Annotated in this window: 27 protein-coding genes and 1 tRNA gene; 26 read left to right on the top strand and 2 right to left on the bottom strand. The window is 45.1% G+C overall.

Translation table 11 applies throughout. From position 1 onward, the window contains the following. Positions 1-179: 179 nt before the first annotated feature. From AMS66_RS17055 to AMS66_RS17070, 4 genes are all read left to right on the top strand, one after another. Positions 180-941, top strand: coding sequence for a ParA family protein (locus tag AMS66_RS17055; RefSeq protein WP_024629525.1), 762 nt, complete (start codon positions 180-182; stop codon positions 939-941). Beyond that, positions 934-1,779 (top strand): ParB/RepB/Spo0J family partition protein, encoded by an 846-nt coding sequence (locus AMS66_RS17060; RefSeq protein ID WP_024629526.1) that lies wholly within the window; start codon positions 934-936, stop codon positions 1,777-1,779. Before AMS66_RS17055 ends, AMS66_RS17060 begins: the two co-directional genes overlap by 8 nt. 152 nt (positions 1,780-1,931) lie before the next feature. Further along, positions 1,932-3,092 (top strand): aminotransferase class V-fold PLP-dependent enzyme, encoded by a 1,161-nt coding sequence (locus AMS66_RS17065; protein WP_053781955.1) that lies wholly within the window; start codon positions 1,932-1,934, stop codon positions 3,090-3,092. A gap of 235 nt (positions 3,093-3,327) precedes the next feature. Beyond that, complete coding sequence (locus tag AMS66_RS17070; RefSeq protein WP_024629528.1) at positions 3,328-3,828, top strand: DUF4446 family protein; 501 nt, start codon at positions 3,328-3,330, stop codon at positions 3,826-3,828. Here the strand turns inward: AMS66_RS17070 and yyaC are convergent. Further along, a complete protein-coding gene (gene yyaC / locus AMS66_RS17075) occupies positions 3,803-4,408 on the bottom strand; it encodes a spore protease YyaC (RefSeq protein WP_024629529.1) in 606 nt (201 codons plus the stop codon). The two genes, AMS66_RS17070 and yyaC, sit on opposite strands and share 26 nt — an antisense overlap. 116 nt (positions 4,409-4,524) lie before the next feature. Between yyaC and AMS66_RS17080 the strand changes: the two genes are divergently transcribed. The 4 genes from AMS66_RS17080 to AMS66_RS17095 all read left to right on the top strand — a co-directional run bounded on the left by AMS66_RS17080 (position 4,525) and on the right by AMS66_RS17095 (position 6,140). Continuing rightward, complete coding sequence (locus AMS66_RS17080; protein WP_029880815.1) at positions 4,525-4,788, top strand: DUF3343 domain-containing protein; 264 nt, start codon at positions 4,525-4,527, stop codon at positions 4,786-4,788. A 14-nt stretch (positions 4,789-4,802) separates the two neighbouring features. Further along, on the top strand, positions 4,803-5,738 hold the full coding sequence (locus AMS66_RS17085; protein WP_053781956.1) for a mechanosensitive ion channel family protein: 936 nt from the start codon (positions 4,803-4,805) through the stop codon (positions 5,736-5,738). Continuing rightward, positions 5,728-5,937, top strand: coding sequence for a DUF951 domain-containing protein (locus AMS66_RS17090; protein WP_053781957.1), 210 nt, complete (start codon positions 5,728-5,730; stop codon positions 5,935-5,937). The genes AMS66_RS17085 and AMS66_RS17090 overlap by 11 nt, the downstream gene beginning before the upstream one ends. 112 nt (positions 5,938-6,049) lie before the next feature. Next, a tRNA-Ser gene (locus tag AMS66_RS17095) sits at positions 6,050-6,140 on the top strand. Between the two features lie 429 nt (positions 6,141-6,569). Here the strand turns inward: AMS66_RS17095 and AMS66_RS17100 are convergent. Further along, the gene (locus AMS66_RS17100; RefSeq protein ID WP_053781958.1) at positions 6,570-6,764 is read right to left on the bottom strand and encodes a YjzC family protein; all 195 of its coding nucleotides are present in this window, start codon (positions 6,762-6,764) and stop codon (positions 6,570-6,572) included. A gap of 201 nt (positions 6,765-6,965) precedes the next feature. On the opposite strand from AMS66_RS17100, the gene rpsF reads away from it, so the two are divergent. From rpsF to rplI, 18 genes are all read left to right on the top strand, one after another. Beyond that, the gene (gene rpsF, locus AMS66_RS17105; RefSeq protein ID WP_036611944.1) at positions 6,966-7,259 is read left to right on the top strand and encodes a 30S ribosomal protein S6; all 294 of its coding nucleotides are present in this window, start codon (positions 6,966-6,968) and stop codon (positions 7,257-7,259) included. 48 nt (positions 7,260-7,307) lie between these two features. Continuing rightward, on the top strand, positions 7,308-7,793 hold the full coding sequence (gene ssb, locus AMS66_RS17110) for a single-stranded DNA-binding protein (protein WP_053781959.1): 486 nt from the start codon (positions 7,308-7,310) through the stop codon (positions 7,791-7,793). A 56-nt stretch (positions 7,794-7,849) separates the two neighbouring features. After that, on the top strand, positions 7,850-8,122 hold the full coding sequence (gene rpsR / locus AMS66_RS17115) for a 30S ribosomal protein S18 (protein ID WP_017691433.1): 273 nt from the start codon (positions 7,850-7,852) through the stop codon (positions 8,120-8,122). Positions 8,123-8,342: 220 nt separating this feature from the next. Continuing rightward, on the top strand, positions 8,343-8,936 hold the full coding sequence (locus AMS66_RS17120) for a M15 family metallopeptidase (protein ID WP_053781960.1): 594 nt from the start codon (positions 8,343-8,345) through the stop codon (positions 8,934-8,936). Between the two features lie 730 nt (positions 8,937-9,666). Further along, on the top strand, positions 9,667-10,665 hold the full coding sequence (locus tag AMS66_RS17125) for an ABC transporter ATP-binding protein (RefSeq protein ID WP_053782005.1): 999 nt from the start codon (positions 9,667-9,669) through the stop codon (positions 10,663-10,665). 4 nt (positions 10,666-10,669) lie between these two features. After that, a complete protein-coding gene (locus tag AMS66_RS17130; RefSeq protein ID WP_053781961.1) occupies positions 10,670-11,602 on the top strand; it encodes an ABC transporter ATP-binding protein in 933 nt (310 codons plus the stop codon). A gap of 7 nt (positions 11,603-11,609) precedes the next feature. Beyond that, positions 11,610-12,572, top strand: a complete 963-nt coding sequence (gene opp4B, locus AMS66_RS17135; RefSeq protein WP_053781962.1) for an oligopeptide ABC transporter permease — start codon at positions 11,610-11,612, stop codon at positions 12,570-12,572. A gap of 29 nt (positions 12,573-12,601) precedes the next feature. Further along, on the top strand, positions 12,602-13,507 hold the full coding sequence (locus AMS66_RS17140; RefSeq protein WP_053781963.1) for an ABC transporter permease: 906 nt from the start codon (positions 12,602-12,604) through the stop codon (positions 13,505-13,507). 19 nt (positions 13,508-13,526) lie between these two features. Continuing rightward, positions 13,527-15,353 (top strand): oligopeptide ABC transporter substrate-binding protein, encoded by a 1,827-nt coding sequence (locus AMS66_RS17145; protein ID WP_053781964.1) that lies wholly within the window; start codon positions 13,527-13,529, stop codon positions 15,351-15,353. 304 nt (positions 15,354-15,657) lie between these two features. After that, positions 15,658-16,548, top strand: coding sequence for a D-alanyl-D-alanine carboxypeptidase family protein (locus AMS66_RS17150; RefSeq protein ID WP_082350754.1), 891 nt, complete (start codon positions 15,658-15,660; stop codon positions 16,546-16,548). Positions 16,549-16,712: 164 nt separating this feature from the next. Next, positions 16,713-19,133 (top strand): S9 family peptidase, encoded by a 2,421-nt coding sequence (locus AMS66_RS17155; RefSeq protein ID WP_236703474.1) that lies wholly within the window; start codon positions 16,713-16,715, stop codon positions 19,131-19,133. Between the two features lie 237 nt (positions 19,134-19,370). After that, positions 19,371-20,963, top strand: a complete 1,593-nt coding sequence (locus AMS66_RS17160) for an MFS transporter (RefSeq protein WP_053781966.1) — start codon at positions 19,371-19,373, stop codon at positions 20,961-20,963. 321 nt (positions 20,964-21,284) lie between these two features. Next, a complete protein-coding gene (locus tag AMS66_RS17165; RefSeq protein WP_053781967.1) occupies positions 21,285-22,319 on the top strand; it encodes an LCP family protein in 1,035 nt (344 codons plus the stop codon). A gap of 183 nt (positions 22,320-22,502) precedes the next feature. Next, positions 22,503-22,928 (top strand): CBS domain-containing protein, encoded by a 426-nt coding sequence (locus tag AMS66_RS17170; RefSeq protein ID WP_024629546.1) that lies wholly within the window; start codon positions 22,503-22,505, stop codon positions 22,926-22,928. A 265-nt stretch (positions 22,929-23,193) separates the two neighbouring features. Then, on the top strand, positions 23,194-23,496 hold the full coding sequence (locus tag AMS66_RS17175) for a MazG-like family protein (protein WP_017691445.1): 303 nt from the start codon (positions 23,194-23,196) through the stop codon (positions 23,494-23,496). Beyond that, positions 23,493-24,413 carry a DUF2232 domain-containing protein gene (locus tag AMS66_RS17180; protein ID WP_269084552.1) on the top strand — a complete coding sequence of 307 codons (921 nt, stop codon included), beginning with the start codon at positions 23,493-23,495 and terminating at the stop codon, positions 24,411-24,413. Before AMS66_RS17175 ends, AMS66_RS17180 begins: the two co-directional genes overlap by 4 nt. An 11-nt stretch (positions 24,414-24,424) precedes the next feature. Further along, the gene (locus tag AMS66_RS17185) at positions 24,425-26,413 is read left to right on the top strand and encodes a DHH family phosphoesterase (RefSeq protein ID WP_053781968.1); all 1,989 of its coding nucleotides are present in this window, start codon (positions 24,425-24,427) and stop codon (positions 26,411-26,413) included. Then, entirely contained in the window at positions 26,410-26,853 is a 444-nt protein-coding gene (gene rplI / locus AMS66_RS17190; RefSeq protein WP_053781969.1) for a 50S ribosomal protein L9, read from the top strand. The genes AMS66_RS17185 and rplI overlap by 4 nt, the downstream gene beginning before the upstream one ends.

Here is a 26,853-nt window from a genome sequence, read left to right on the forward strand (position 1 = left end):
CTTCAGGCGGCAATGGGCCGCTTTTTCTGTCTATAAAGTTGAGAGTGGCATGAACAGCATAAAATAGCACCATGAAGAAACGGTAGTTGATGTTTGTGTGGATGATAGCCACCTGCTTTTTGTTAACTGTAGCTCACAACCTACAAGAAAAGACTCCTATTTTATTTGAGGTGAAGGTATTGTCTAAGATTATGGCCGTAGCAAATCAAAAGGGCGGTGTGGGGAAAACGACGACATCTGTTAACTTGGGTGCAGGGCTGGCTTCGCTCGGGAAAAGGGTGCTGCTTGTCGATATTGACCCCCAGGGGAATACAACCAGCGGAGTCGGAATCAACAAAGCAGATGTGGCCAATTGTATATATGATGTCATCATTAATGAGGTTCCTCCGCAGGAAGCCATTGTGGAAACTCAGATTGAAGGCCTTCATATCATACCTGCAACGATTCAGCTTGCCGGAGCCGAGATTGAGCTGGTATCCACGATATCACGGGAAGTTCGCCTGAAAAAATCACTCGCCATGGTGAAAAAAAACTATGACTACATACTGATCGATTGCCCACCATCCCTTGGTATGTTGACGATCAATTCGTTGACAGCTTCCGATTCGGTGATCATTCCGATTCAGTGTGAGTATTATGCGCTCGAAGGGTTGAGCCAATTGCTCAACACCGTTCGTTTGGTGCAGAAACATTTGAATACCTCCCTGCAGATTGAAGGGGTATTACTGACGATGTTTGACGCACGAACGAATCTGGGCATTCAAGTGATTGAAGAAGTGAAAAAGTATTTTCAACAAAAGGTGTATCAGACGATTATTCCGCGAAATGTACGGCTTAGTGAAGCACCCTCACATGGTCAGTCCATCATTACGTATGATCCTCGATCCCGAGGGGCTGAAGTGTATTTAGAGCTCGCAAAGGAAGTGATTTCTTATGAGTAAGCGGCTTGGAAAAGGTCTTGATGCCCTCATTCCTTCGCTTTCAATTAATGACGATGATAAAGTCGTAGAAATCCCGATTAGTCAGCTGCGGGCGAACCCTTACCAACCTCGTAAAGTATTTGATGAGGATGCAATACATGAACTAGCCGAATCGATCCGTCAACATGGTGTCATACAACCTATTATTGTACGTCCTGTTTTGAGAGGTTATGAGATCATTGCCGGCGAACGACGTTTCAGAGCTTCCCAATATTGCGGTAATGCCACTGTGCCAGCTGTAGTTCGTAATTTCAGTGATCAGCAGGTTATGGAGATTGCTTTAATCGAGAACCTGCAACGGGAAAATCTGAATGCGATGGAGGTCGCAGTTGCTTATCAAGGACTGATGGACCAATTCGGACTAACCCAAGAAGAGCTTTCCGTGAAAGTGGGTAAATCACGTTCTCACATTGCTAACTTCCTGCGTTTGTTATCATTGCCGGAAGAAGTGAAAGATCATGTTTCACGTGGAACATTGTCAATGGGGCATGCACGTGCTATCGTCGGTGTTAAAGATGAGAGCCTTGTGAAACAGTTGGCAAAACAAACCATTGATCAGCAATGGAGTGTTCGTGAACTGGAAGAGGCTGTTCAACAATTGGATCGTTCCAAAACGGGTGAAGCGAAAGCCAAATCCAAATTGAAGAAAAAAGATCCATTCATTGATACATTGGAAGAGTCTTTGCGTGAACGGTTCAAAACAACGGTGAAAATTAAGCATAACAAAGATAAAGGTAAAATTGAGCTCAACTACTACAGCAAACAAGATCTGGAGCGACTGTTGGAACTGTTGCAATAATAGTCTTGATTCCATGATCGATGAACAACATGCGGGGCTTTTTCATGTGATGACATATCGCCTCTGTACCATGGAGAAACGATATGTCATTGTTTGTTTCTAGGGAATCTATTCAAACAGAACAATCAATTAGGGACAGAGGTGGTTATGAGGTGGAGGGAGTTATCTATCTGGATCATGCAGCGACATCTTGGCCTAAGCCACCTGCTGTCGGGGAAGCCATGATGAAGGCTCTGGATGTTGCAGGGGCCAACCCGGGCAGAGGAAGCCATCGGATGGCTGTACAGGCGAGCCGAGTTTTATTTGGTGCCAGAAAAGCGATATCCACTCTTTTGGGTGTTCGTAATGCCAACGATATCGCTTTGGGGTCTAATACCACAGAAGCTTTGAATCTGGCTATTCAAGGTTGGTTAAGGGAAGGCGATCATGTCATTGCTACGATGGCTGAACATAATTCAGTAAGACGACCCCTGGAGTATATGCGCAGATCTCGTAATGTAGAGGTCGATTATGTACCTGTTAATGTTGCCGGGGTGATCGATCTGGTCCAATTCGCACGCATGTTACGTCCCAATACAAGATTGGTTGTCTGCACGCATAGTTCCAACCTGCTGGGCAGTATTTTGCCCATTGGTGAAATTGCGCTGATGTGTCAAAAACATCAGGTAACTTTGCTTGTTGACGCTGCTCAAAGTGCTGGGATTCTGCCTGTGGATGTGAAGCAGCTTGGCATTGATATGCTTGCCTTTCCAGGGCATAAAGGACTGTTGGGCCCGCAGGGGACGGGTGGACTTTACATCGCTCCTGAGCTGGATGTACAGCCTTTGCTTCACGGAGGGACAGGAAGCCAATCCGAGGCGATTGAGCAGCCACTTGTTCGTCCTGATCGCTATGAAGCGGGTACGCCGAATACCGTGGGTATAGCAGGTCTGGCAGCCGGAGTGCAGCATGTACTTGAACTTACACCTGAATTCATATATAAACAGGAGTGGGATTTGACTCAGCATATGATGCATGGGTTATCATCAGTACAGGGGATTCGAATGCTTGGTCCTGAACTTGGACAGCCGCGTACCGGATTGTTATCCTTTACTGTTGAAGGATATGATTCGGCACAGCTCGCTTTCCAATTAGACCGAAATTATGGCATTGCTGTGCGTTCGGGTTTTCATTGCACACCTCTTGCCCATGAGTCGGCTGGGACAACGGCAAGTGGGGCTGTCAGAGCAAGCGTGGGATATAATACAACAAAAGATGATGTTAATGCCTTGGTCGAAGCGGTTATTGAATTAACAACATCAAAACCTGTATGAAGCATGCCTAATAAAACATGAATTTTAATCGCTTGAATAAGCAAAATGAAAAAGAGGCAAGTAGCCAAAACGAATGATTAACCTTAGGGGTTATCTGGTGAATAATAGGGATAAGCTTGAGGGTTAGATTAGATTGTTGGATGGCTTTACTTGGCTGAATGGATCGATGATTTGGAACACGTTTGAAGCTACAAACGGTAACCTGAACAAACCAACAGAGGGGTAGTTGCACTACATGGCTGAATTAAATGGGCTGATTCTGGAACAGCTGATATGGATTATTGGCGGCATGGCAGTACTTATGGTGATTTTGCTTATTATAAGTATTGCTCAAGGCGCAAAGCTACGGAAGTTTAAACGGAAATATGAGGCCATGATGGCTGGCAGTGGAGTGGAGGATCTGGAGTCGCTGTTAATCAATCTGAAAATCCAGATGGACAGCATTGAGGATGAACACATGCTGCAAACGAATCAGTTACAGGTTGTGATGCAGAAGCTGACCCGCATCCAGGGTAAAGTGGGTGTGAAAAGGTATAACGCCTACGGAGAAAATGGCAGTGATCTGAGTTTCTCAATGGCGATGGTAAACGATAGCCAGGACGGTATGGTACTTACCGGCATTTATAACCGTGATGGTTCCTATGTATATGCCAAACCTCTTAAAGGGGGAGAGTCCACGTATACACTTTCCCCTGAGGAAAAAGAAGCCATTACTCTGGCACAGCAAGCAGAGTAGAGCGTGTATGCCATTCACGAATGGCGGAGTAGAGACTGCTGGATATAATTTCGGACATGCGCATGACGAGACTGAGACGTGTGTTCTGCAAAACAAAGTATTCCATAAAGCCGCCGACGTTAACGATACCTGTAAGATGGATATCGCCGACCGGCGGTAATTCTTTATTTACACCCGCTCCCGGTTTGAGCGGTCCATTCACGACCTGGATACATCCAACACTCGAGGACTGTCCGAGGCAGGCATCAATACCAATCACATAAGGGTTGTGATGGGTGGTGTGTATTTTGTGAAGGGTGTCCTGCAGATTCATTGCATGTACGGGTTCATCCAATGTGCCATAGAGATGGAATAGAGGGCTGTCCCACTTAGCAAGTGACGAGCCGACGAGCGGGCCAAGGCAGTCTCCGGTAGAGCGATCTGTACCGATACAGACGACAACTACATTCTGCAAAGAATGGGCTTTATAGAGATGGAACATTAAACGATGAATGATGGCAGAGTGAATGCCTGGATCTGTATGTGGGATTTTCAGGCTGGCCATGTCTTGAGATGAGAAGGAATGCGAAATGGGATTCATAGGATCTATCCTTTCCCTTGGAATAGTAGTAACAGTATATGGAAGGATAGAACGTTTTATACTTCGTGAGGACAAGCTTTTTCAAAGGGATGAATGTATCGTGAAAGGAGCCGCACATGGACGAGTGGATAGATGATTGGATGCTGATTGCTTTTGATTCCACCCAGCAGGCGCTGCGGGCAGAAATGCTGCTGGAGTTTGCCGAGATTGAGATCGACTTATTTCCTACCCCGAAAGAGATCACAGCGGGCTGTGCTCTATGTATTCAGTTTCCAAAAGAAGATCTGGAAAGAGTAAAACAGATCATTCGTAACGAATTTGTGGAGATCCGTGGCCTCTATTTCAAAACCGCTGACAGCTATGATAACATACCCATGTAGAGGAGGTTTGATCTATGTTGCCATTTAAGTTTGCTGAGGCCCCGGCTGATCCAGTGAATACTATAGAGGGAGCCATTCGCTGGACAGATCGATTATGGAATAAAGTTGCCGATGCAGATATGTGGTTTAATATTCTGTTCAGTTCGATCCGCATCATTATTATTTTCATTATTACGCGTATTGTGATTAAGATTGTATCACGTATTATAGATCGCACGATGGCACGCAAGCAGGAAGGCAAGATTCGCGTCAATCCGCGGAGATTTATAACGGTGGGAGAGTTGATGAAAAATGCGACCTCCATAACATGTAATTTCATAATGATTCTGTTACTGTTATCTGAGATCAATGTGAAAGTGGGGCCTTTGCTAGCTAGTGCCGGTGTGCTTGGACTGGCTATTGGTTTTGGTGCCCAGGGATTGGTGAAAGATTTTATTACGGGTTTTTTCATTATATTAGAGGATCAATTTGCTGTCGGAGATGTCATTCAGACAGGAACATATAAAGGAACGGTTGAAGTCATAGGCCTTAGAACGACCAAGTTGGTAAGCTGGCAGGGTGAGGTGCATATCATACCCAATGGTTCGATTACAAGTGTAACCAACTTCTCTATGTCGAATTCCCTTGCAGTTGTGGACATTCCCATGAAGGGTGATCAGATCTTGGACGAGTCCGTACATTTGGTGAAACGAGCGTTGGTGGGGATTGAAGAGCGTGACCTCAACATTGTCAAAGTACCAGACGTGCTTGGCATCCAGTCGATGTCCACCTCGGAATATGTGGTACGCATTGTTGCTGAGTGCTTGCCGAACTCCAGAGCCTCTGTAGAGCGTCAAATTCAGGGTGATGTGAAGAAAACACTGGAGTATTATGAGATGAGTAATCAGGCAGCATTAGAGCAAGCAGCAGCTCAGGAGAAGGATGAGGGGGATGGCATAGGTGGAGCGTAAAATTTTTCAGCTTGGGGACATTGTGCAGATGAAGAAGCAGCATCCATGTGGCAGCAATGAGATGGAGATTATCCGAATGGGCATGGATATTCGCATCAAATGTGTAGGGTGTAAACACAGCGTACTAATTCCCAGAGCGAAATTCGAGAAAAACATGAAAAAGGTACTTCGTTCAACAGAGGATTTATCTGAATCCTAATGAAATAACAGGGCAATTTTTACTTGTTCTCTTGCCTATAACACCGTTTACATGTAGGTGTGGCTTGGGTATTGCGTTCTGTAAATGATCATGCTATAATCATTATTGCTGCGGAAAGGTACCCAAGAGGCCCAAGGGGGCTGACTCGAAATCAGTTAGGCGTGTCACAGCGTGCGTGGGTTCGAATCCCACCCTTTCCGCCACTAATAAATCTTGCTTAATTAATGAAATTGTAATTTATAAATTACTCAACGTGGTTGAGTCCTATATATGTAAAAAGACCTTCCAGGGTGGAAGGTCTTTTTATTATCAATTTTGAGTTATCTGATCATTTAGTAATTAAGAAAAACAAAGAGCCCCTAAGGGCTCTTCATTCGGCGATGCATTCGGTTTGTTAGGAAACAATCGGTCGTAACAATCAGAAAGCAGGCGTATTGCGATTAACAATACTTGTGCTTCAGACAAAGGCCTTACACACAACCATCGTGCTTCTTAAATTACGTGATGAATCTCCAACATTGAATGTTCGGCTTCGTTGTCCAACGGAACCACACCTCTCTCGTGCATCGCCTGATTGTATTATGTGCATTAGTTCGTTTTATATACAGCAGCCTGAAAAAAATTCTTTACGATTAGTGGACACGGGCCTTGGTAAGCTTCTTCCACTTACGATTCTGGTTGCTTGTTTCAGGGAAAGCTTCACCCTTTTGCAGGGTTACACGTTTCGGATTGTTAATCTCCGTATGAAAGCTCTTCTCACCAACCTCGGTGTATTCACCATCGTTTGGAGCTTTGTCTCCTGGTTCAAACTCGGTTCTTTCACCCATGATAAAACCTCCTTGGCATAATGGATTTCAATGTTGCTTCTGTAGTGTGCTCCATTGGAGCTATGATCATGTGTAATAAGAAGAGGGAACGTTTGCTTGCATTGAGACATCATTTTTGTTATATTAATATAGTTCGAGTTTGTGCTCGTTCCTTGCTCTCAACCTAGATTGAGGGCCAGAGTCCATAAGGAGGTGAAAATTATGCGCAAATATGAAGTGATGTACATTATTCGTCCTGACATTGAGCAAGAAGTTGTTCAAGCTACAGTCGATAAATTCCAAGGCATCATCTCCAACGGCGGTGGTGAAGTTACAGCTCACGACGTTATGGGTAAACGCCGTCTTGCGTATGAGATCAAGAAATTCCGTGATGGTTTTTATGTTCTGGTACATTTCACTGCTGAACCAGCAGTTGTAACTGAACTTGAGCGTCTCATGAAGATTTCTGACGAAGTTATTCGTTATCTCATTACCAACGACGTTAAGTCTGCTTAAGACAACTCGTGATTAACGCACCAATACGCTCTGAAGGAGGGGATTACATTGTTGAACCGTGTCATTCTGATCGGCCGGTTAACCCGGGATCCTGAGTTGCGTTATACTCCAGCAGGAGTAGCAGTTACGCAATTTACTTTGGCAGTGGACAGACCGTTTACAAGCCAAGGGGGAGAAAAGGAAGCGGATTTCATTCCGGTCGTAACCTGGAGACAGCTTGCCGAGACCTGTGCAAACTACTTGCGCAAAGGACGCCTGGCTGCAGTCGAAGGACGCATTCAAGTACGGAACTACGAGAATAACGAAGGAAAACGTGTATACGTGACCGAAGTCATTGCCGATAATGTTCGTTTCTTGGAGTCAGCTAACCGTGATAATAGCGGTGGCGGCGGTGGGCAACCAATGCGTGAAGAGCCTTCTTATGGAGGCGGCGGACGCGCGAACACTAACAATAATTCGCGTAGCAACAATCAGGATCCTTTTTCCGATGACGGAAAACCGATTGATATATCGGATGATGATTTGCCATTTTAACATGAGCTGATACTCTTAGGAGATATGGGTTACATGATAGGAAAGGACTGAAAAGCATGGGCTTCAAGCAAAGAGAAGGCGGAGACAACGATAAAAGACCGGCACGTCGTGGCGGCCGTAATAAACGTCGTAAAGTGTGCTTCTTCACAGCTAACAAAATTACTCACATCGATTATAAAGATACGGACTTGCTTCGTAAATTTATCAGCGAACGTGGAAAAATTTTGCCACGCCGTGTAACAGGTACTAGCGCTAAATATCAACGCATGCTGACGATTGCCATCAAACGCTCCCGTCAAATCGCATTACTGCCATACACAACTGAGTAGTCTTACTCAGCTTGGATACAAAGCAGTCGGCTTATAGCCGGCTGCTTTTTTGCATTTAATAATATATTAAAAAGATATCTCTCCTGGTCATTGGATTTAGTAAGGAGCTACCACGATAGAAGCAATTAAAGCGTAAATGATTTATAATAGAGTCTAATATATTGCTGATATCAGGTAGCGTGAGTATGAACGAATATAGATTCCACCATCAGGAGAGAGCATGAATACACCCAAACGTAAAGTAAAACAGAGACGCAAGAGTAGTCTACGATTTTGGATCGTAGCTACGTTGTTACTTTCCATTATATATGTGTGGTTGCAGCAAAAAGGAGACACCTATGATATATGGCCACACACCAACGTACAAGAATTGGTGCCGATTACAGGACTTCACCCAATAGTAGCGGAAAGTGAGAAGTTGTTGGTTCGAAAGGCGGCTAGACGAGGCATTGAAGTCGTGATAACACATGGTTTTCGCAGCAATGAGGAACAGAATGCACTGTTTAATCAAGGACGCTCGATCGCTGGTAATATTGTGACCAATGCCCAGGGGGGAGAGTCCTATCACAACTATGGTTTGGCCATTGATTTTGCATTGCGGACTCCTGAAGGAGATGTGGTGTGGGATATGGAACGTGATGATAACGGCAATGGAAAGGCGGATTGGATGGAAGTGGTAGAGCTTGCCAAAGAACTAGGGTTTACATGGGGTGGAGACTGGGCTAACTTCCCGGATTACCCTCACTTGCAGATGGACTTTGGGTTAAGCATCAACGATTTGAAGCGTGGTAAAAGACCTCCAGAAACGCAGTGAAACGTTATTATATATTCATCTATATGTATAAATATTAGAAAAGCCTTGCATTTTGCAGGGCTTTTTGCTTGCTTTTGTAAAATAAATGATAAAAGATGACAATTTGTTCTTTACATAAGCGAATAAATGAAACTATACTATAATAACTAGAAATTTATCTCCAATCCTTTAGTAATATCTAAATTATACCCCTAACCGTACAAATTTTGGTTAGAAATCAATTTTACTTCCAAACGAAATATTTCCTCTACAATTCCCTCATACCTAACATAATAGTTTGTTATATCTACAATTCTAATATTTAACTACACACATCGTGTAATGCTAATGTCATATATTTAGATATTCTATTTTTCTAAAGTTCGAACTCTACCATTCAAAGGAGCCAGTTGGCTCTAGAATTCCTTGACGTATTCCCTTTAAAGTATAACTAATACCCAAAACTGTAGTATAAAAAACATTTATACCATAAATCTCAAAATAAGCATTGACGTCATCTAAATTTACACGTATGATTACATTAATTATTTTGATTTATTATCCCGCTAGGAATTATCAGCATTAATTGACCAACGGTCTAAATAGCAGTATGAAAAATGGATTCTCCTAATGATTTGGTATTTTGTATACACTTTCGTTCGATATCTTCAAGAACATGGAAATATACAGTGGATGCATTCTTCTTCACATGAATACAGTCTGCAGAAATTATGGGGTTAGGGTGATTGATTTGAATACAGAGCTATTAGAAGTCAGAAATCTAACTACATCATTCAGAATTGAAGATGATTATTATGCAGCAGTGGATCACGTTAACCTAACGGTTAAAAAGAATGAAGTATTGGCTATTGTGGGCGAGTCGGGCTCAGGAAAAAGTGCCTTTGCCTTTTCAATTATGGGACTGCATAACAAAGCCAAAATTGATGGTGAGATTTTGTACAAAGGGCAGAATATAGCGAATATATCTCCCAACAAATTAAACAAACTCCGCGGTAAAGAAATGGGGATGATCTTTCAGGACCCACTTTCCGCATTAAATCCTCTGATGGTGATCGGTGAACAGATCGAAGAGATTCTGACACTGCATCAATCCAAGCTATCTTCGAAAGAAAAGAAAGATAAAGTAATTGATTTACTCAACCAAGTAGGGATTCCGCGTCCCGAACAATTATACAAGCAATATCCTCACGAACTATCGGGTGGTATGAGACAGAGAGTTGTTATCGCGATTGCGATTGCCAATAAACCTGAATTACTGATTGCCGATGAACCAACGACGGCACTTGACGTTACAATCCAACTACAAATTCTGGAGCTTATCCGCGAATTGAAGAACGAGATTAACGCAGGAATCATCCTGATCACGCATGATCTGGGAGTCGTTGCCGAGATGGCTGATCGCGTGGCAGTTATGTATGCAGGTGAAATTGTTGAGATTGCAGATATCTATACTCTAATGACGGATGCCAAGCATCCATATACACGGTCTCTACTAAACTCTATTCCTACCATTTCTGAAGAAAAATCGAAGCTTCATGTCATTCAAGGCATTGTTCCTTCACTGAAAAATCTTCCTCGCCAAGGGTGCCGATTCAAGGCTCGAATTCCATGGATAAGTGATTCGGCTCATGAAGAAAACCCACAGATGCATGAAATTGCACCAGGTCACTTTGTACGGTGTACCTGTTATCAGCACTTTCATTTCCCTGATCAAGCTGAGGAGGAATAACATAATGGCATTACTCGAAGTAGAAGGACTAAAAATTCACTTTCCGATTCGCGGAGGGTTGATCAAGCGTGAAATTGGTAACATCAAAGCGGTCGATGATGTGAGCTTCTCCATTGAGCAGGGGCAAACGTACGGTCTTGTAGGTGAGTCAGGCTCAGGCAAAACGACTACGGGTAGAGCCATTATTGGTCTGAACCATGTAACGGCCGGGAAAATTCTTTTCAACGGAAAAGACTTGGCTTCGGAGCGGCGTAAAGACCGCCAACTTCAGCGGGATGTACAGATGATCTTCCAAGATCCGTACTCTTCGTTGAATCCCAAGAAACGGGTTATCGACATTATTGCTGAACCATTCCGCAATTATGAACGACTGACGGCTACGGAAGAGAAACGCCAGGTTCGAGATCTTCTGGAGAAGGTCGGATTGAGTCCCGAATCGATCTATAAGTATCCTCATGAGTTTTCCGGGGGCCAGCGGCAACGGATTGGCATCGCACGTGCGATTGCATTGAAGCCGAAGCTGATCATCGCAGATGAGCCAGTATCCGCACTCGATGTATCCGTACAAGCTCAGGTGCTCAACTTCATGCAGGAAATACAAAAAGAGTTGAATCTGACTTATCTGTTTATCAGTCACGATCTCGGCATTATTCGCCATATGTGTGATCAGATCGGAATTATGTATAAAGGCCGATATGTGGAGCAAGGCACAACGGATGATATTTTTGAGAATCCACAACATATCTATACCAAGCGTTTACTTGCAGCCATTCCGGATATGGACCCAACCAAACGTGAAGAAATGGTAGCCTTCCGTCAGCAGGTCAAATCCGAGTATGAACATTCATACCGAAATTTCTTTGATGAGGAAGGGCTGGCTTACTCGCTCCAATCCATTTCCAATACTCACCGAGTAGCTCTACCTCAGAAAGGTTGAAGACCATATGTGGAAAACGATAGTACGTAGAATTATCATAATGATCCCTCAGATCTTTTTGCTTAGCCTGTTGGTCTTTCTGATGGCCAAGGCGATGCCTGGGGATGCACTTACCGGATTACTGGATCCGAGTATTGATCCAAAAGCGCTGGATGAACAACGGGAACGACTGGGATTAAACAATCCATGGTATGTACAGTATTGGGATTGGATCAAAAATGCTGCACAAGGTGATTTCGGACAATCTTTCCGATTCAAAATGCCCGTATCTGATTTGATTGGTCAGCGTGTAGCCAATACGTTCTGGCTTGCACTGGCGACACTCGTGTTCACTTATCTGATTGCCATTCCACTTGGCATTATCAGTGGTCGTTACAACGATACTTGGTCTGATCGGTTGATCACAGGTTACACCTACTTGGGCTTTGCAGCCCCATTGTTTATCTTCGCACTGGTGATGTTATGGATTTTTGGATTCCATTTTGGCTGGTTCCCAACCGGGGGAAGCGTGGAACCTGGACTTACACCAGGTTCGTTCAGCTATATAACAAGCAAATTCTATCATTTGTTATTACCATCACTATCCATGGCGTTAATTGCAACGGTATCTACCGTCCAATATTTGCGTAGTGAAATTATCGATATCAAGCACAAGGAATTCGTTCTTACTGCGAGAGCCAAGGGCGCCTCAGAATCTCGAATCTACAACAGGCATATTTTAAGAAACTCCCTGTTGCCGATTGCCGCTTTCTTCGGTTATGAGATTACGGGACTTATCGGAGGTACCATCTTCATTGAGAGTATATTCAGTTATCCAGGTATGGGACAGTTGTTCCTGAATTCTATTTCTCTTCGGGATTTCAGTGTAGTAACTGCACTCGTCCTGTTATATGGCATAGCAACAATCCTGGGATCGTTGCTGTCTGACATTATTCTGGGTATTGTTGATCCGCGTATACGGATCAAGTAAGAACTTGAAGATTTCGGGGTGAAAATAAGATGAGCAAGACCAATGATGTCGTTATAACTTCACAGAAGATTGATAAGAGCCCCTCCAGCTTGAGTATCTTGTGGCGGGAGCTTGTCAGAGATAAGGTGGCACTAATCTCGCTCATATTTTTGGGACTGGTCATTTTGCTGGTCTATGGTACTTCTTTGATCCTGGATCAAGCTGAAATTGTTAAGGTAGATTTGTTCGCCTTGTATGAACCGCCTTCCGCGCAGTATTGGCTGGGAACTGATTACGGCGGTCGTGATGTGTTTGGACAGCTGATTATCGGTACGCGTAACTCTCTAACCATTGGTATTATCGTCACGCTAATGACTGGTTGTATAGGTATCCTGGTTGGTTTGTTATCCGGTTACTTCGGTGGAATGATCGATAACTTGTTTATGCGCGTTGTTGATTTCTTCATGATTCTTCCGATGCTGATGATTGTTATCGCGTTTGTTACTGCAGTACCCAAATATAATATTGTATCTTTCTCATTAATCATGACAGCCTTTCTCTGGATGGGGATTGCCAGGTTGATCCGCTCCAAAGCATTGCAGGAACGGGAACTGGACTATGTAAAAGCTTCAAAAACATTAGGTTCGTCCCATCTGAAGATTATGCTCTCACAGGTTCTTCCTAATCTTAGCTCCATCATCATCGTAACGATGACGTTGAACCTCGCTGCCAACATTGGCCTCGAATCGGGACTGTCCTTCTTGGGATTTGGATTCCCGGAAAGTACACCCAGTCTTGGAACACTCGTAAGCTATGCTCGTAATCCGCAAACACTGGAATACAGATGGTGGATATGGCTACCTGCGTCAGTACTTATTCTGGTATTGATGTTGAGTATAAATAATGTCGGACAGGCCCTGAAGCGTGCGACTGATGCAAGACAAAGAAGAGGTTAAAAAAAGGGAGGAAAGGTTCATGAAAAAGGGATTATTTTCACGGGGACTATTTTTCACGATGATGTTGGTCTTCGTACTTGTACTTGCGGCGTGCTCGGAAAAAGAGGCAGCAACACCAACGCCTTCTTCGAACACAGGGGAAACAAAGACAGAGGAGAAGCCTACTAAAGAAGAGGGCGTTTACTCTATCGAAGATTTTAACAACGTTAAAACCAATGAAGGTACTGCTATTGAAGGCGGTTCGATCACTTATGGACTCGTGTCAGATACAGCCTTTGAAGGAACTTTGAACTATACTTTCTATTCCGGTAATCCGGATGCAAATGTTCTACAATGGTTTGACGAAGGTTTGCTGACTTGGGATAAAGACTATGTGTATACCAACGATGGTGCAGCAACGTATGAAACATCGGAAGATGGCAAAACGTTCACACTGACGATTCGTGATAATGTAAATTGGCATGACGGCAAGCCTGTAACGGCTGAAGATTTGCAGTTGGCTTATGAAGTTATCGGTAACAAGGCTTATGATGGCCCACGTTACGATTCCAACTTTACAAGTGTAGTAGGTATGGATGATTATCATGCTGGGAAAGCAAAAACGATCTCTGGGATCAAGGTTCTTAGCGAAAAACAAATCAGCATTACGTACAAGGAATCTACACCTTCCCTGCTGACAGGTGGCGTGTGGACATATCCGTTGGCTAAACATATCTTTGGTGATATGGATGTAGCGAAAATGTCTTCTTCCAAAGAAGTACGTGAGAAACCAATCGGTTTTGGTGCATTTAAAGTGGAAACAATCACTCCAGGTGAGTCTGTAACTTTCGTTAAAAACGATGACTACTGGCGCGGAGCTCCAAAACTGGACAAAGTGACTTTGAAAGTAATCAACCCAACAACGGTTGTTCAAGAATTGAAATCTGGCGGGGTAGACCTCGTGGATTCATTCCCGACAGATCAATATAAAGACAATGCCAATATGTCCAACGTTGAATTCCTGGGTGCAATCGATCGTGCTTACACCTACATCGGTTTCAAACTGGGCACATGGGACGCTGACAATGGCAAAGTTGTAACAAATCCAGATGCAAAAATGGCTGACAAAATCCTGCGTAAAGCAATGTGGCAGGCTGTAGATAACGACCAAGTTGGTAAACGTTTCTATAACGGTCTGCGTTGGAATGCAACAACACTGATTCCACCTTCTCACCCAGAATTCCATGATTCCAGCAATCCGGGTGTAACTTATGATCCAGAAGCAGCGAAAAAGTTGCTCGACGAAGCAGGTTACAAGCTGGATGGAGAATTCCGTACGAAACCGGACGGTTCCCCACTAGAAATCAACTTTGTATCCATGACAGGTGGCGACACAGCTGAACCACTGGCACGTTACTACGTTCAATCATGGGCAGCAATCGGTCTGAAAGTAAACCTGGAAATGGTTGAGTTCAACAACTTCTATGATCGTGTAGGTAACACTGGTAAAGATGATCCAAACATTGATATGTATCAAGCTGCTTGGGGCGTTGGTATTGACGTAGATCCAGCAGGTTTGTATGGCCGCGATGCGTTGTATAACTTCTCTAGATTCTCTAGCGAAGAAAACGACAAATTGCTGGCACAAGGTGTATCCGCTGAAGCGTTTGACGTAGACAAACGGAAAGAGATCTACAACGAATGGCAGCAGTACATGGTTGATGAAGTTCCTGTATTCCCGACACTGTACCGTGCCGTTGTAGCACCAGTGAACAAACGTGTAATGAACTACGCAATTGGTGATGGAACTGGCATTTACCTGAGCGATCTGGCAGTTAATGCGGATAAAGCCGCTGTAGCAGAATAATAAAAAGGCTCTTGATCTATCTCTAAGTGCCCTGGTTTCAGGAAAAGGTTACTCTCGATGATGTAGCAACAATAAGGATTGGGGTCCTTTAAAGTGTTCGGTTGCTAGATCTAATTGAAAAGATTCTTCTAGGTATGAATAGAAAAAGTCTTGAAAAACATGGATTCCGTACACTCTGGCATGGGGGTATGGGGTTCATGTTTTTTTTGGTAACAAATAAATAAAAAAAATTTAACTTTTTTTATAAAAATTGCAGACAAAATGCCTCTTCACTTCGTCTATATCTGTAAGAGGTGATTTTCTGATGAAAAAATGGTGGATACGGGCAGGAATGTTGCTGGCTCTACTGGTCATTATATATTTAGGTGTAAAACCGGACATGCTGGTGGGCAAACCGGGAATTAAAGCTGAATCGGCTGTATTAATGGATATGAGCTCGGAACAGATTTTGATCAATTTTAATGGTTCAGAGGAAATTGCCCCTGCAGGGATCAGTAAATTGATGACTGAACTGCTGGTGATGGAAGCCGTTATCAACGGGGAGTTGCGTTGGGACGACCCTGTGAATATCAGCCTGTATGCAAGTTCAGTAGGTGGCAGCCACTTGGGTTTGAAACAAGGGGAGCAATTTACTGTGCAGGAGCTATTCCAGATTGTAGCCGTCTATTCCGCGAATGATGCTGCTGTTGCTCTAGCCGAACATATCAGTGGGACAGAACAGACTTTTGCACAAAAGATGAATCAGAAGGCTGCTGAGATCGGACTGTCTGACAAGACGGTGTTTACCAATGCAACAGGTTTAAGCGTAAAACTACTTGGTCCGAATCGTCCGAAGGAAATACAAGGGCAGACCGTAATGACCGCTGTAGATGCATGCAAGCTTGCACGTTATCTGCTGAATAACTACCCCGAAATATTGAGAGTTTCCAGCCAAATGCAGGTGTCGATTCACCAAAAAGGAATGTACATGAGCAACACCAACTGGATGTTGTCCTCTATCGGTGGGTCATACGCCTACGATGGAAACGATGGATTGAAGACCGGATATGATGAAGATTCCGGTTATCACTTCGTTGGAACAGCTGAGCGGAATGGCAAACGACTGATTTCAGTTGTATTGGGTTCAGATAGTCGTGAAGGTCGTTTCATTGAAACCCGTAAGCTGTTCAATTATGGGTTTTCCGGTTCGAAGTAGATCATATTATGAACTTTACATGACTTGTTACGCAACCCGTGCTCTGTAATGGATTCTCGGGGTAGTCTACGCTACCAACCCCTGGATGATTATGGTAAAGTAGTTTACGTATAATTCCAAATTATTATGTAGTTCACTTTAAAGGGGGAAATGATTTGAACGCAATGAGTAAAAAAGTATACGCTCTCACGCTTAGCATGGCGATGTCAATCGCTTTGATTCAACCAGCCGTCCAGGCAGCAGAAGCGGTGAAGCCTACGGCGACAGTCGCTGAGTCCATTGCTTCGAAGGCAACACAGACACTGCAGCAACTGGGATACATAGATGGCACAACAGATGGAATGAAAGAGTCACAAACACCAATTACACGTGCTCAGGCGGCAATCATCCTGCAGCGTGTACTTCAACTGGATGCTCCAGCGTCTCTTACAGGTTTCACAGATGTGTTGGCTAAGGATGAAGCTGCTCCTGCCATTTACGCACTGAAGCAAAGCGGTCTTATTCAAGGACAAGCCAAAGGATACGCACCAGATGCACCTCTAACAAGAGCACAGATGGCATCGTTGTTTACTCGGGCGTTCGAACTGAAAGATAACGGTATTCAGGTTGTATACAGTGATATGGAGCAAATTCCGAAGGTACATATGGAGGACGCCATTCGTCTGAAGCAGCATTTTATTATCGAAGGCAGTGCGTTTAACGCCAAAAATTCGGTGACCCATGGTGATTTTGCAGATGCGCTGTACCTCGCTCTTGGACTTGATGTGCAGTCAGAGGGTCTCACACCGCTGGAAGACTTCTTCAAACAGCCGGCTCAAGCAGGATTCCAGATGTCTCCGGATGGTAAACATCTGGCTCACATGGAGCCTTGGAACAACCGAATGAATATTGTGGTGAAAGAGAATGGCCAGGACAAGTCGGTACGTATCACGAGTGAGACAGAGCGCAGTATAGCCGCATTCGTATGGGCAACGAATGATAAGCTGCTGTACGTAAAGGATGAAGCTGGGGATGAGAACTATCATATTTATGTAACGGATATCGATGGTAAGAACAGTAAGGATCTGACCCCATATCCCAATACAAGAGCGATCCTGGTAGACTCCCTGGAAAATATTCCGGATGAAATTCTAGTGGGCATGAACAAACGAGATCCTCGAATCTTTGACGTGTACCGGATTAACATCAAGACAGGTGAGGCTGTGCTTGCTGCGGAGAACCCGGGCAATATTACGGGCTGGCTTACTGACCATGAGGGGAAAATCCGTGTGGCTGTATCCAGTGATGGTAATGTCTCTTCGCTGATGTATCGTGAATCGGAAGATAAACCATTCGAAAACTTAATGACAACCAAGCTCGGGGAAACATTTGCTCCGGTGATGTTCACATATGATAACAAAAACATCTATGCTGTATCCAATCTGGATCGGGATAAAACAGCTATTGTCGAATACAGCCCAAGCAGCAAAAAAGTAACGAAAACCATCTATCAAAACAAGGATGCGGATGTATCCAGCTTCGTTCCTTCTAAAGAAAAAGGCACAATCCTTGCAGCTGTCTATGAGACGGACAAGGTTAACTATGAATACTTCGACAATGATTTCAAAAAATTGATGCAGGATCTTCAGGCAAAGGTTCCAGGTAAAGAAGTGAGTATTTCAAACATGGTTGAAGAAGGTCAGGTTCTGTTCGCTGCGTATAGCGATAAATCAATGGGTACCTATTACTTCTACGATTCCAAAACGGGTAAGCTCGATAAATTAGCTGACGCAGCTCCTTGGATTAATGAGAGTAAAATGTCGGATGTAAAACCCATTACGTACAAGTCACGTGACGGTTTGACGCTTCATGGTTATCTGACGCTCCCACAAGGAGCCGAGGCTTCTCAATTGCCGCTGGTTGTCGTTCCACATGGTGGACCTTGGGCCCGGGATTCGTGGGGCTTTAATCCGGAAATTCAATTTCTCGCAAGCCGTGGCTATGCCGTACTTCAGGTGAATTTCCGTGGTTCTACTGGATACGGCAAGGAATTCCTGGCTGCCGGGAACAAAGAGTGGGGTAAAGCGATGCAGGACGATCTCACAGACGGTGTAAATTGGTTGGTTGAAGAGGGAACGGTTGATCCGAAGCGTGTAGCCATCTATGGTGGATCTTATGGGGGTTATGCTGCTCTGGCAGGACTGGCATTCACGCCGGAAGTGTATGCCGCAGGAATTAGCTATGTAGGGCCATCCAATCTATTCACTTTGCTGGACTCACTGCCACCTTACTGGGAGTCGGAGCGCAACATGTTCTATGAACGTATGGGTGATCCGGAGAAAGACAAGGAGTTGCTGACAGCTGTCTCACCACTGTTCCATATCGATCAGATGAAAGCCCCATTATTCGTGGTTCAGGGCGCAAATGATCCTCGTGTCAAACAGGCTGAGTCTGATCAGATCGTGGAGGCACTGCGCAAGCGTGGCGTGGATGTGCCATATATGTTAAAAGCAAATGAAGGACATGGCTTCGGCAATGTTGAAAACCAATTGGATTTGTATCGTGCAATCGAGAAATTCTTGAATCGCCACTTAATGCAGCAATAGTAGTTTAGTTCAACAAGAAGGCCGTCCCACCGGTTCTATCGAACCTGAGGGACGGTTTTATTTTGTAGAGCAGGGAATTAAATAATGAGGTATCGAAGTATATTAATAAATTGACATATGAAATCATTCTGTTTTAAAATGACCAGTGAGTCATTAATGTTCGGTTCAGTTTAATATATATGTATTATTACAGCCTTACGCTACTGGATTGCAATCTGATCGGGGAGGAAACATGTGATGCAAAAACAAATGAAATGGCCGCTTATCCTATTTGCTATCGGAGTGTTTATGGCTGCGTTGGATAACGGGATTATTACGTCATCCCTGACAACTTTAAATGCATCGTTTGGCGTGTCGCCGACGTGGGGAGCATGGACAATCACACTCTATACGCTCGGGCTTGCGGTGAGTGTGCCCATAGCGGGTAAGCTTTCCGACCGTTATGGACGCAAGAAGCTGTTTCTGATTGAAGTGGCTTTATTCGGAATCGGGTCTTTACTCGTTGCGCTAAGCACATCGTTTACCTTCTTCCTGATTGCTCGTGTCATCCAGGCGTTGGGTGGTGGCGGGATTTTTATCATTGCGAGCTCTTACGTATTAAGTAAGTTCCCAGCGGAGCGTCAGGGCACAGCATTGGGTCTTCTGGGAGGTATGAACGGGGTAGCCGCGATTCTTGGGCCGAATATCGGTGCTTTTATCCTCGACATCACGGGGAATTGGCATTGGTTGTTCTTAATCAATGTACCGATCGCCATTTTGCTGCTTATTGCAGGCATTCGTTATATTCATGAAGAACAGGAGCTGAGCCGTTCAGCGGTGGACTGGAGTGGTATCGCGGTCCTGACGCTCGGTGTGCTCAGTCTGATGTATAGCTTCAGCAACCTGAATGGCGTAAATATGCTGCAAAGTCTTGGCTCACCGATGTTCTATGGCTTCTTCCTGGCAGGCGTGGTCATTCTAGTCCTCTTCTACTTTCTTGAAAAAGGGCTGGAAGGATCACAACGTGAACCTGTTGTGTCCACACAACTGCTAGGTATTGCGTCCTTTCGTTGGACGCTGCTGATTGCCTTTTTCTCCGGAGCCATTCTTGCCTCGGTAATCTTTATTCCGGGCTATGTGGAACAATACCTCGGGGTATCCAACACAGCCTCTGGCTACTGGTTTACGCCGCTTGCACTGGCTTCGGGAATTGGTGCGGGGGGTGGCGGTTATCTCGTTGACCGCAAAGGGCCAATCTGGACATTATCTGTGGCAGGTTTGCTGTCGGCTATTGGATTCCTACTCTTCCCGCTATGGGTGGAGCATATCTGGCAATTCGTGATAGCGAGTGTACTCGTGGGGATTGGCTTCGGAATGATGCTGGGAGCTCCCGTGAACGTGCTCGTTACCGAGCAGGCTGGCGAGAACAACAAGGGCATTGCGGTAGCGACCAGTTCCTTATTCCGCCAGATGGCTATGGCAATCGCGCCAACCATTTTTGCCGGTTTCCTGGCTCGCTCCTTCTCTAACCTAGGATCTAATATTCAGCAGGGGCTCGAGGATCGGGGCATTCAGGTGCCAACTGAGGTGCTTCAACAATATGCCTCTGGCGACGGCGCAGCTTCAGGGAGCGATATTTCCGGCTTAACCGAAGGACTATCCCAAATTCCTGATCTGGGCATTCGAGATGTGCTGCTACAAGCTCTACATCAGACAACCGGTGAGGGTTATAGTGGGCTGTTCTGGTCTGCGGTTATTTTCAGTGTGCTAACGCTGGTAGCTGCGATTATTACAGGACGTCAGCGTCATAAAGAGAAGAGCAATCGTGTGGATACGGCATCAACGAACTGAATGGTTGGACATTCCACATCAAGAGAACAGTGCACCTTTTGCCATTAAAAAAAGGGGCGCTGTTCTTTTCAATTTAACCGTATTGTAACTTTTCATCATCCAGCAATGATTACAATAGAACGAGCGTGAGCGGCGTTCCCTTTCAAATAGAGAAAACTTCAGAGAACACCGTGTCACAAGCCATTCCACACGTTTAATGGTAAGTATATAAGTTGAACGAATAATTAACACTGAACCATTGCGGGGTCAGGACAAGTTATATTCAACTTATATAGTAGGTAGTAACGAATTTCATTTTGACAGTGAAGAAGGAATCGATGGATGACAAGCAGAACTAAAGATAAGAAGAAGAAAAGAAGAAAAGGTCTATATATAACGCTCGTATCGCTCGTTGTTTTGTTAATCGGGGGCTATTTGTTTCGTCAGCAGCTTGCTGTAGCAGCCTTCGATCTGTTTCTCGCTGGTTCGGTTGAAGATCAATTGTCTCGTTCCTATGTTCCCCAGGAAGGCAACAATACGCCCGACCCAACCGTATATCGCAAAGAGCCGTTCTCGGTGTTGCTGCTCGGTTCGGACAAACGTGCTTATGAGAAGACGCGTGGGCGCTCAGACACAGTCATCTATGCCGTTGTTCGTCCGAAAGAATCTCGCGTGCTTCTGGTATCCATTCCGCGTGACACCTATGTTCAGATTGTTGGACGTGATGCGAACAAGGATGGCGAGGATGATTATGACAAGCTTGCGCATGCCTACGCTTTCGGTGGGGAGAATATGTCTATCAATACGGTGGAGAAGTTTCTCGATGCGGATGTAGGCTACTATGCAACGATTAACTTTGACGGGATCAAAAAAGTCGTTGATGCACTTGGTGGCGTGAAGCTGCCGATTGATGAGGACATTGTGAACAAGAACCCAGAACATGTGCAGTTCACAATAGAAGGCGGCAAGCCGATCTATGACGGACAGGAAGCACTTTATTATGTAAGATACCGCGAGGATAGCGATTTTAATCGGACCAAGCGGCAGCAAATTTTCCTGAATGCTATGGCGAATGAGATGCTTAATCTGAACGCCATCAGCAAAATTCCTGAATTGATTCAGATTATGGGAGACAGCTTCCAGACGGATATGCAACCTTCCTTCATTATCGATCTGGCCAAGCAAGTACTGACTCAGGAAAAACCGCAGATCTCAAGCTTCACTATCTTGGGCGAAGGGATGCGGAAAGACGGAATTTATTACGGTAAGGCAGATGAGAAAGATGTCCAATATGCCAAAGAGCTGATTAACAACTGGATGGATGAGTCGACCCCAGCCGGTGAAGTGATGATTCCTGACCGGCAGAAGATCGAATAACCAATTCCATACAGACGTTATGTTTCAGAGAACGATCAGCAGTGCGTTTATTGGCGGACTGCTGTTTTTTTTCTTTGTAGAAGGAATAGCATCCTTTTGGAACATCTGGCGTCCTGATTCGTATTATATAAGTTGAGTGAGATAAGCTGAATGATGAAATTCACAAGGAGGATACGTAAGGGTATGAACATTGCATTTTTTTTGCTGCCCAAACAAGAGGTTACGTGTGTAACGTCGGATTCTACTCTGCGGCAAACGTTGGAACGGATGGAATATCATCGGTTCACAGCAGTGCCCATTTTGAATAAGGAAGGCAAGTATATTGGCACGGTAACCGAAGGTGACCTGTTGTGGTATATGAAGAACTCTGAGGGAAAGATTTCATTTGAAAACGCTTCAAAATTCTTGCTCAAAGACGTTCCGCTTCGCCTGGATATCAAGCCGGTATCCATTGAAGCCAATATGGAGGACCTGATCAATCTGGCCAAAGTTCAGAACTTTGTGCCGGTCGTCGATGATATGGAGCGCTTCATTGGGATCGTAAGACGGAGTCAGATTATTGAGTATTGCGAGGGTATTGTGGCGAAGGAATCCATGAAAGTGAAGTAAGCCGAAACAATTTTCAATATTGTTGCAAACTGCGTGGATAATCATAGCCGTCCGGTATCATGTTAAACTTAAGAAGAGCAGAACAAGAGCGAGCTTAAATGAATTTTCCACAAGATAAAGTGCGAATTCGTTGTACGGGGTCCCCGCAAAGTTCCTAAAATGAGTTTCGGAGGACTTCTCCGCTTTTTGGGGTGATTTTGCGGCACCCCTTTTTATGCTATAATGGAGAATAAAGCTTTTTCGGGGGAGAGTGACTTTCGCCAATATGCCTAAAGAACTGGATGTAGCCAAACGCGCTAAAGTGATTGAATGGCTTAAAACCGAAGTGCTTGATCAGGTATCCCGATTATTCAAAGCGTTATGGGAAGGCAGTACAACCCGAATCGGGGACAGTCTCGCCAGTTTGATAATGAGTAGTTACATATTGGGCCGCAGGCTCGGTATTCCTTTCAAGGATCTGGATGCACTGCTTGTTGAGAAATTAAAAAAGCATAAACAGGAAGGTCACCAGTTGGAAGACTGGTACCAGGATATTTCCGCGCTAGAAGATCACATGCGTAAGAGGTGAATTTGTTGAAATTTAGCTTTAAATCAGCTGTCTGGAGCGTAGTCTATCTGCTCTTGCTACTTTCGCTGTTAACTCCTTTATCGGTTTTGGCCATATTTTTCATGATGATACCAGGAGTTATTTTGTTTGCTTCATTACCGGTAAAATCATTTATATGGCATCTCGTCCCAGTGGCGATTATTTTGGTCGTATTTAGCCCGATTTATTTGTTATTACTGCTTTTGTTCACCCTGCCCGCGATCATCATGGGCAATGCGTATAAGAAAAAGAAGTCGGCCCTGTTTGCACTAATGGCGGGAAGTGGAGCCATGCTGGCCGAATATCTGTTGCTCCTGTTGATTGGAAGTGTAATCTTCCAATTTGATTTGTCGAGTTATATTGATGATGTGGTCAGATTGACGATTGAACCCCTGACGAATACATCCAGTCAGATGGTAAATGGGTTTGTATGGACACCTGAAATGACTCAGGATGTTGCAAGGCAGACGCAGCTTATGATTCCATTCGCCTTGGTGGTCACGTCTCTGGTCATGGCTCTAATCACACATCTCATTGCACGTCCGATTCTGAAAGTGATGGGCGTGGTTGTACCGAAATTTCCACCTGCGCGTGAATGGCGTATGCCGCGTGCCCTGATCTGGTATTACTTCCTGGCATTGTTGTTCGAAGTGATATCCAGACAGAGTGACGGAACGTACTGGACCATGATTGCTGTGAACCTGTCGCCTCTAATCAATCTGGGCTTCATGATTCAAGCCATCGGATTCTTCTTCTTTCTCTCACATGCAAAGAAATGGAATCCGGTTGTACCGTATTTGCTGGCGGCAGCAGTCTTCTTCATCGGACCGCTGCGGATTATCGGGATTATCGATCTGGCGTTCCCGCTTCGCGAGGCAATATCGAAACCAAAACGATAGGGTGATGAGTCATGCCTAAATTTCTGAAGAAACGCTGGCACGGCTACTATACCGTATGGGCGTTCATACTGCTGCTGCTGCTTGTTATGTTCGTGACCATCTACAACTGGACGCTTGGTTTGATTAGTCTGATACTGGCTTCGGCGCTGGGAATCGTCATGATTAAGGCGGAGCTCGCATTCCGTCGTGAGCTTAACGACTACATTAATGGCCTTTCCATTCGTATCAAGCGAATGGAGGGGGAAGCGGTCAGCATGCTTCCATTCGGTATTGTGCTGTACAGTGAGGATCGTACGGTAGAGTGGCATAACCGCTTCGTCGCGGACATGTTCCAAGAGAAGACGATGGTGGGCAATCCGCTGCAAAATTTGTTTCCCAAACTTCCTCAACCTAAGGAGAAGAAGGATGGGAACAAGGAGTCGTCCAAGGAACTTCATGACGAATTCCAACTGGATGACCGCTATTATGGAGTCATTCATAATCCGCAGGAGCGGTATGTATATGTCTACGAGATTACGGAGCTAGCCATTCTTCGTGATAAATATGAGAATGAACGTATTGCACTGGGTATTCTGGTTCTCGATAACCTGGACGAGGCTTCTCAGGGCATGGATGACCAACAGCGGACTGCGCTGATTGCTCGTGTAACAAGTGAGATTACGTCTTGGGCGAAACGGTATGAGGTATACCTGCGTCGACTCTCCTCTGATCGTTATCTCATGATGCTGAATTATAAGTCTTTGCAGGAGCTGGAGCAGAGCCGATTTGTCATTTTGGATGAAGTCCGGGAGATGACCGCTGATCTTAAGGTACCGATGACATTAAGTGTTGGACTGGCATTTGGTTCGGATACCATCAGTGAGATGGGAGAACTGGCTCAGTCCAGTCTAGATATGGCACTTGGCCGTGGTGGCGATCAGGCTGCCGTAAAATCTGGACAACGATTGTCCTTCTATGGTGGGAAGTCCAACGCGGTGGAGAAACGTACACGGGTAAGAGCCCGGGTTATCGCCCATGCATTGCGTGATCTGATGCAGGAGAGCGACCGGGTAATTATCATGGGCCACAAAATGCCCGATATGGATGCGATTGGCGCGTCCATTGGTGTATGGAAAGCTGCGAGTCTGTACAATGTGGAGGCACGAATTGTGCTGGATGGACCCAACCCATCCATTGAACGCATGATGGAACAGGTGAACAAGGATGAGAAGCTGTCCAAAGCCTTTGTATTGCCGGAACAGGCTACTCAGATGATGACGGAGCATACGCTGCTTGTTGTTGTGGATACGCATAAGGCATCCATGACCATGGAGCCGAAGCTGGTTCAATCCGCTACACGTGTAGTGGTTGTGGACCACCATCGCCGGGGTGAAGAGTTCATTAACGATGCGGTCTTGATCTATCTGGAGCCTTATGCGTCCTCTGCTGCAGAACTGGTGACTGAGCTCTTACAGTATATTCACGACAAAGTACAGTTCACTCCGCTTGAAGCTACCGCCTTATTGGCCGGCATTACGGTGGATACCAAGCATTTTGCACTCCACACAGGTTCGAGAACGTTTGAAGCGGCAGGCTTCCTGCGTCGTAGTGGTGCAGACACGATTATGATACAGCGGCTGATGAAGGAAGATCTGTCAGAATATATTGCTAAGGCAGAAATCATAAAGCATGCTAAAATGGTATACGGGAACATTGCGCTGGCGGTCACGGACCCTGGCATCAAGATTCCACAGATGATGATCGCCCAAGTGGCGGACACATTGCTAAATATGACCGACGTGGTCGCTTCATTTGTCATTAGTGAACGTCCAGATGGACTGATTGGCATCAGCGCGAGATCGCTGGGGCGTATGAATGTTCAGGTGGTCATGGAACGACTGGGCGGTGGCGGACACTTGACGAATGCTGCCGTGCAGCTTGAAGGAACGCTTGGAGAGGCAGAAAAACGGCTGACGAACGTACTGGCTGAAATCGAAAAGGAAGAGGGGCTGTTCGAATGAAAGTCATTTTTATAAAAGATGTTAAGGGTCAGGGGAAAAAAGGACAAGTGAAGGAAGTGTCCGAGGGATACGCACAGAACTTCCTTCTGCCACGGGGAATCGCACGTCCAGCAACAGACGGAAACATGAAGACACTGGACAACCAGAAGGCAGCGGAAGACAGACGTAAACAGGAAGAGAAAGCTGAAGCGGAAGCACTGGCTAAAAAGCTGGAAGCTGAAGTGACTGAATTGAAAGCTAAAGCCGGCGAAGGCGGCCGTCTATTTGGTGCAATCACAAGCAAACAGATTGCAGAAGCTCTGGCAGCGAAAGGTCTGAAAGTCGACAAACGCAAAATTGAGCTGGACGAGCCTATTCGCACACTCGGCGTAACGCAAGTCTCCGTCAAGGTTCACCCTGAAGTGAAGGCTACCTTGAAGGTACAGGTAACGGAGGAGTAA

This window comes from Paenibacillus xylanivorans (assembly GCF_001280595.1).
Lineage (GTDB): Bacteria > Bacillota > Bacilli > Paenibacillales > Paenibacillaceae > Paenibacillus > Paenibacillus xylanivorans.

Excerpts from the sequence above, each read along its gene's own strand:
- AMS66_RS17060 (WP_024629526.1), top strand. The coding sequence starts at position 934 with ATGAGTAAGCGGCTTGGAAAAGGTCTTGATGCCCTCATTCCTTCGCTT.
- AMS66_RS17070 (WP_024629528.1), top strand. The coding sequence starts at position 3,328 with ATGGCTGAATTAAATGGGCTGATTCTGGAACAGCTGATATGGATTATT.
- yyaC (WP_024629529.1), bottom strand. The coding sequence starts at position 4,408 with ATGAATCCCATTTCGCATTCCTTCTCATCTCAAGACATGGCCAGCCTG.
- AMS66_RS17080 (WP_029880815.1), top strand. The coding sequence starts at position 4,525 with ATGGACGAGTGGATAGATGATTGGATGCTGATTGCTTTTGATTCCACC.
- AMS66_RS17085 (WP_053781956.1), top strand. The coding sequence starts at position 4,803 with ATGTTGCCATTTAAGTTTGCTGAGGCCCCGGCTGATCCAGTGAATACT.
- AMS66_RS17100 (WP_053781958.1), bottom strand. The coding sequence starts at position 6,764 with ATGGGTGAAAGAACCGAGTTTGAACCAGGAGACAAAGCTCCAAACGAT.
- rpsF (WP_036611944.1), top strand. The coding sequence starts at position 6,966 with ATGCGCAAATATGAAGTGATGTACATTATTCGTCCTGACATTGAGCAA.
- rpsR (WP_017691433.1), top strand. The coding sequence starts at position 7,850 with ATGGGCTTCAAGCAAAGAGAAGGCGGAGACAACGATAAAAGACCGGCA.
- AMS66_RS17120 (WP_053781960.1), top strand. The coding sequence starts at position 8,343 with ATGAATACACCCAAACGTAAAGTAAAACAGAGACGCAAGAGTAGTCTA.
- AMS66_RS17130 (WP_053781961.1), top strand. The coding sequence starts at position 10,670 with ATGGCATTACTCGAAGTAGAAGGACTAAAAATTCACTTTCCGATTCGC.
- opp4B (WP_053781962.1), top strand. The coding sequence starts at position 11,610 with ATGTGGAAAACGATAGTACGTAGAATTATCATAATGATCCCTCAGATC.
- AMS66_RS17140 (WP_053781963.1), top strand. The coding sequence starts at position 12,602 with ATGAGCAAGACCAATGATGTCGTTATAACTTCACAGAAGATTGATAAG.
- AMS66_RS17145 (WP_053781964.1), top strand. The coding sequence starts at position 13,527 with ATGAAAAAGGGATTATTTTCACGGGGACTATTTTTCACGATGATGTTG.
- AMS66_RS17150 (WP_082350754.1), top strand. The coding sequence starts at position 15,658 with ATGAAAAAATGGTGGATACGGGCAGGAATGTTGCTGGCTCTACTGGTC.
- AMS66_RS17155 (WP_236703474.1), top strand. The coding sequence starts at position 16,713 with ATGAGTAAAAAAGTATACGCTCTCACGCTTAGCATGGCGATGTCAATC.
- AMS66_RS17160 (WP_053781966.1), top strand. The coding sequence starts at position 19,371 with ATGCAAAAACAAATGAAATGGCCGCTTATCCTATTTGCTATCGGAGTG.
- AMS66_RS17165 (WP_053781967.1), top strand. The coding sequence starts at position 21,285 with ATGACAAGCAGAACTAAAGATAAGAAGAAGAAAAGAAGAAAAGGTCTA.
- AMS66_RS17170 (WP_024629546.1), top strand. The coding sequence starts at position 22,503 with ATGAACATTGCATTTTTTTTGCTGCCCAAACAAGAGGTTACGTGTGTA.
- AMS66_RS17175 (WP_017691445.1), top strand. The coding sequence starts at position 23,194 with ATGCCTAAAGAACTGGATGTAGCCAAACGCGCTAAAGTGATTGAATGG.
- AMS66_RS17185 (WP_053781968.1), top strand. The coding sequence starts at position 24,425 with ATGCCTAAATTTCTGAAGAAACGCTGGCACGGCTACTATACCGTATGG.
- rplI (WP_053781969.1), top strand. The coding sequence starts at position 26,410 with ATGAAAGTCATTTTTATAAAAGATGTTAAGGGTCAGGGGAAAAAAGGA.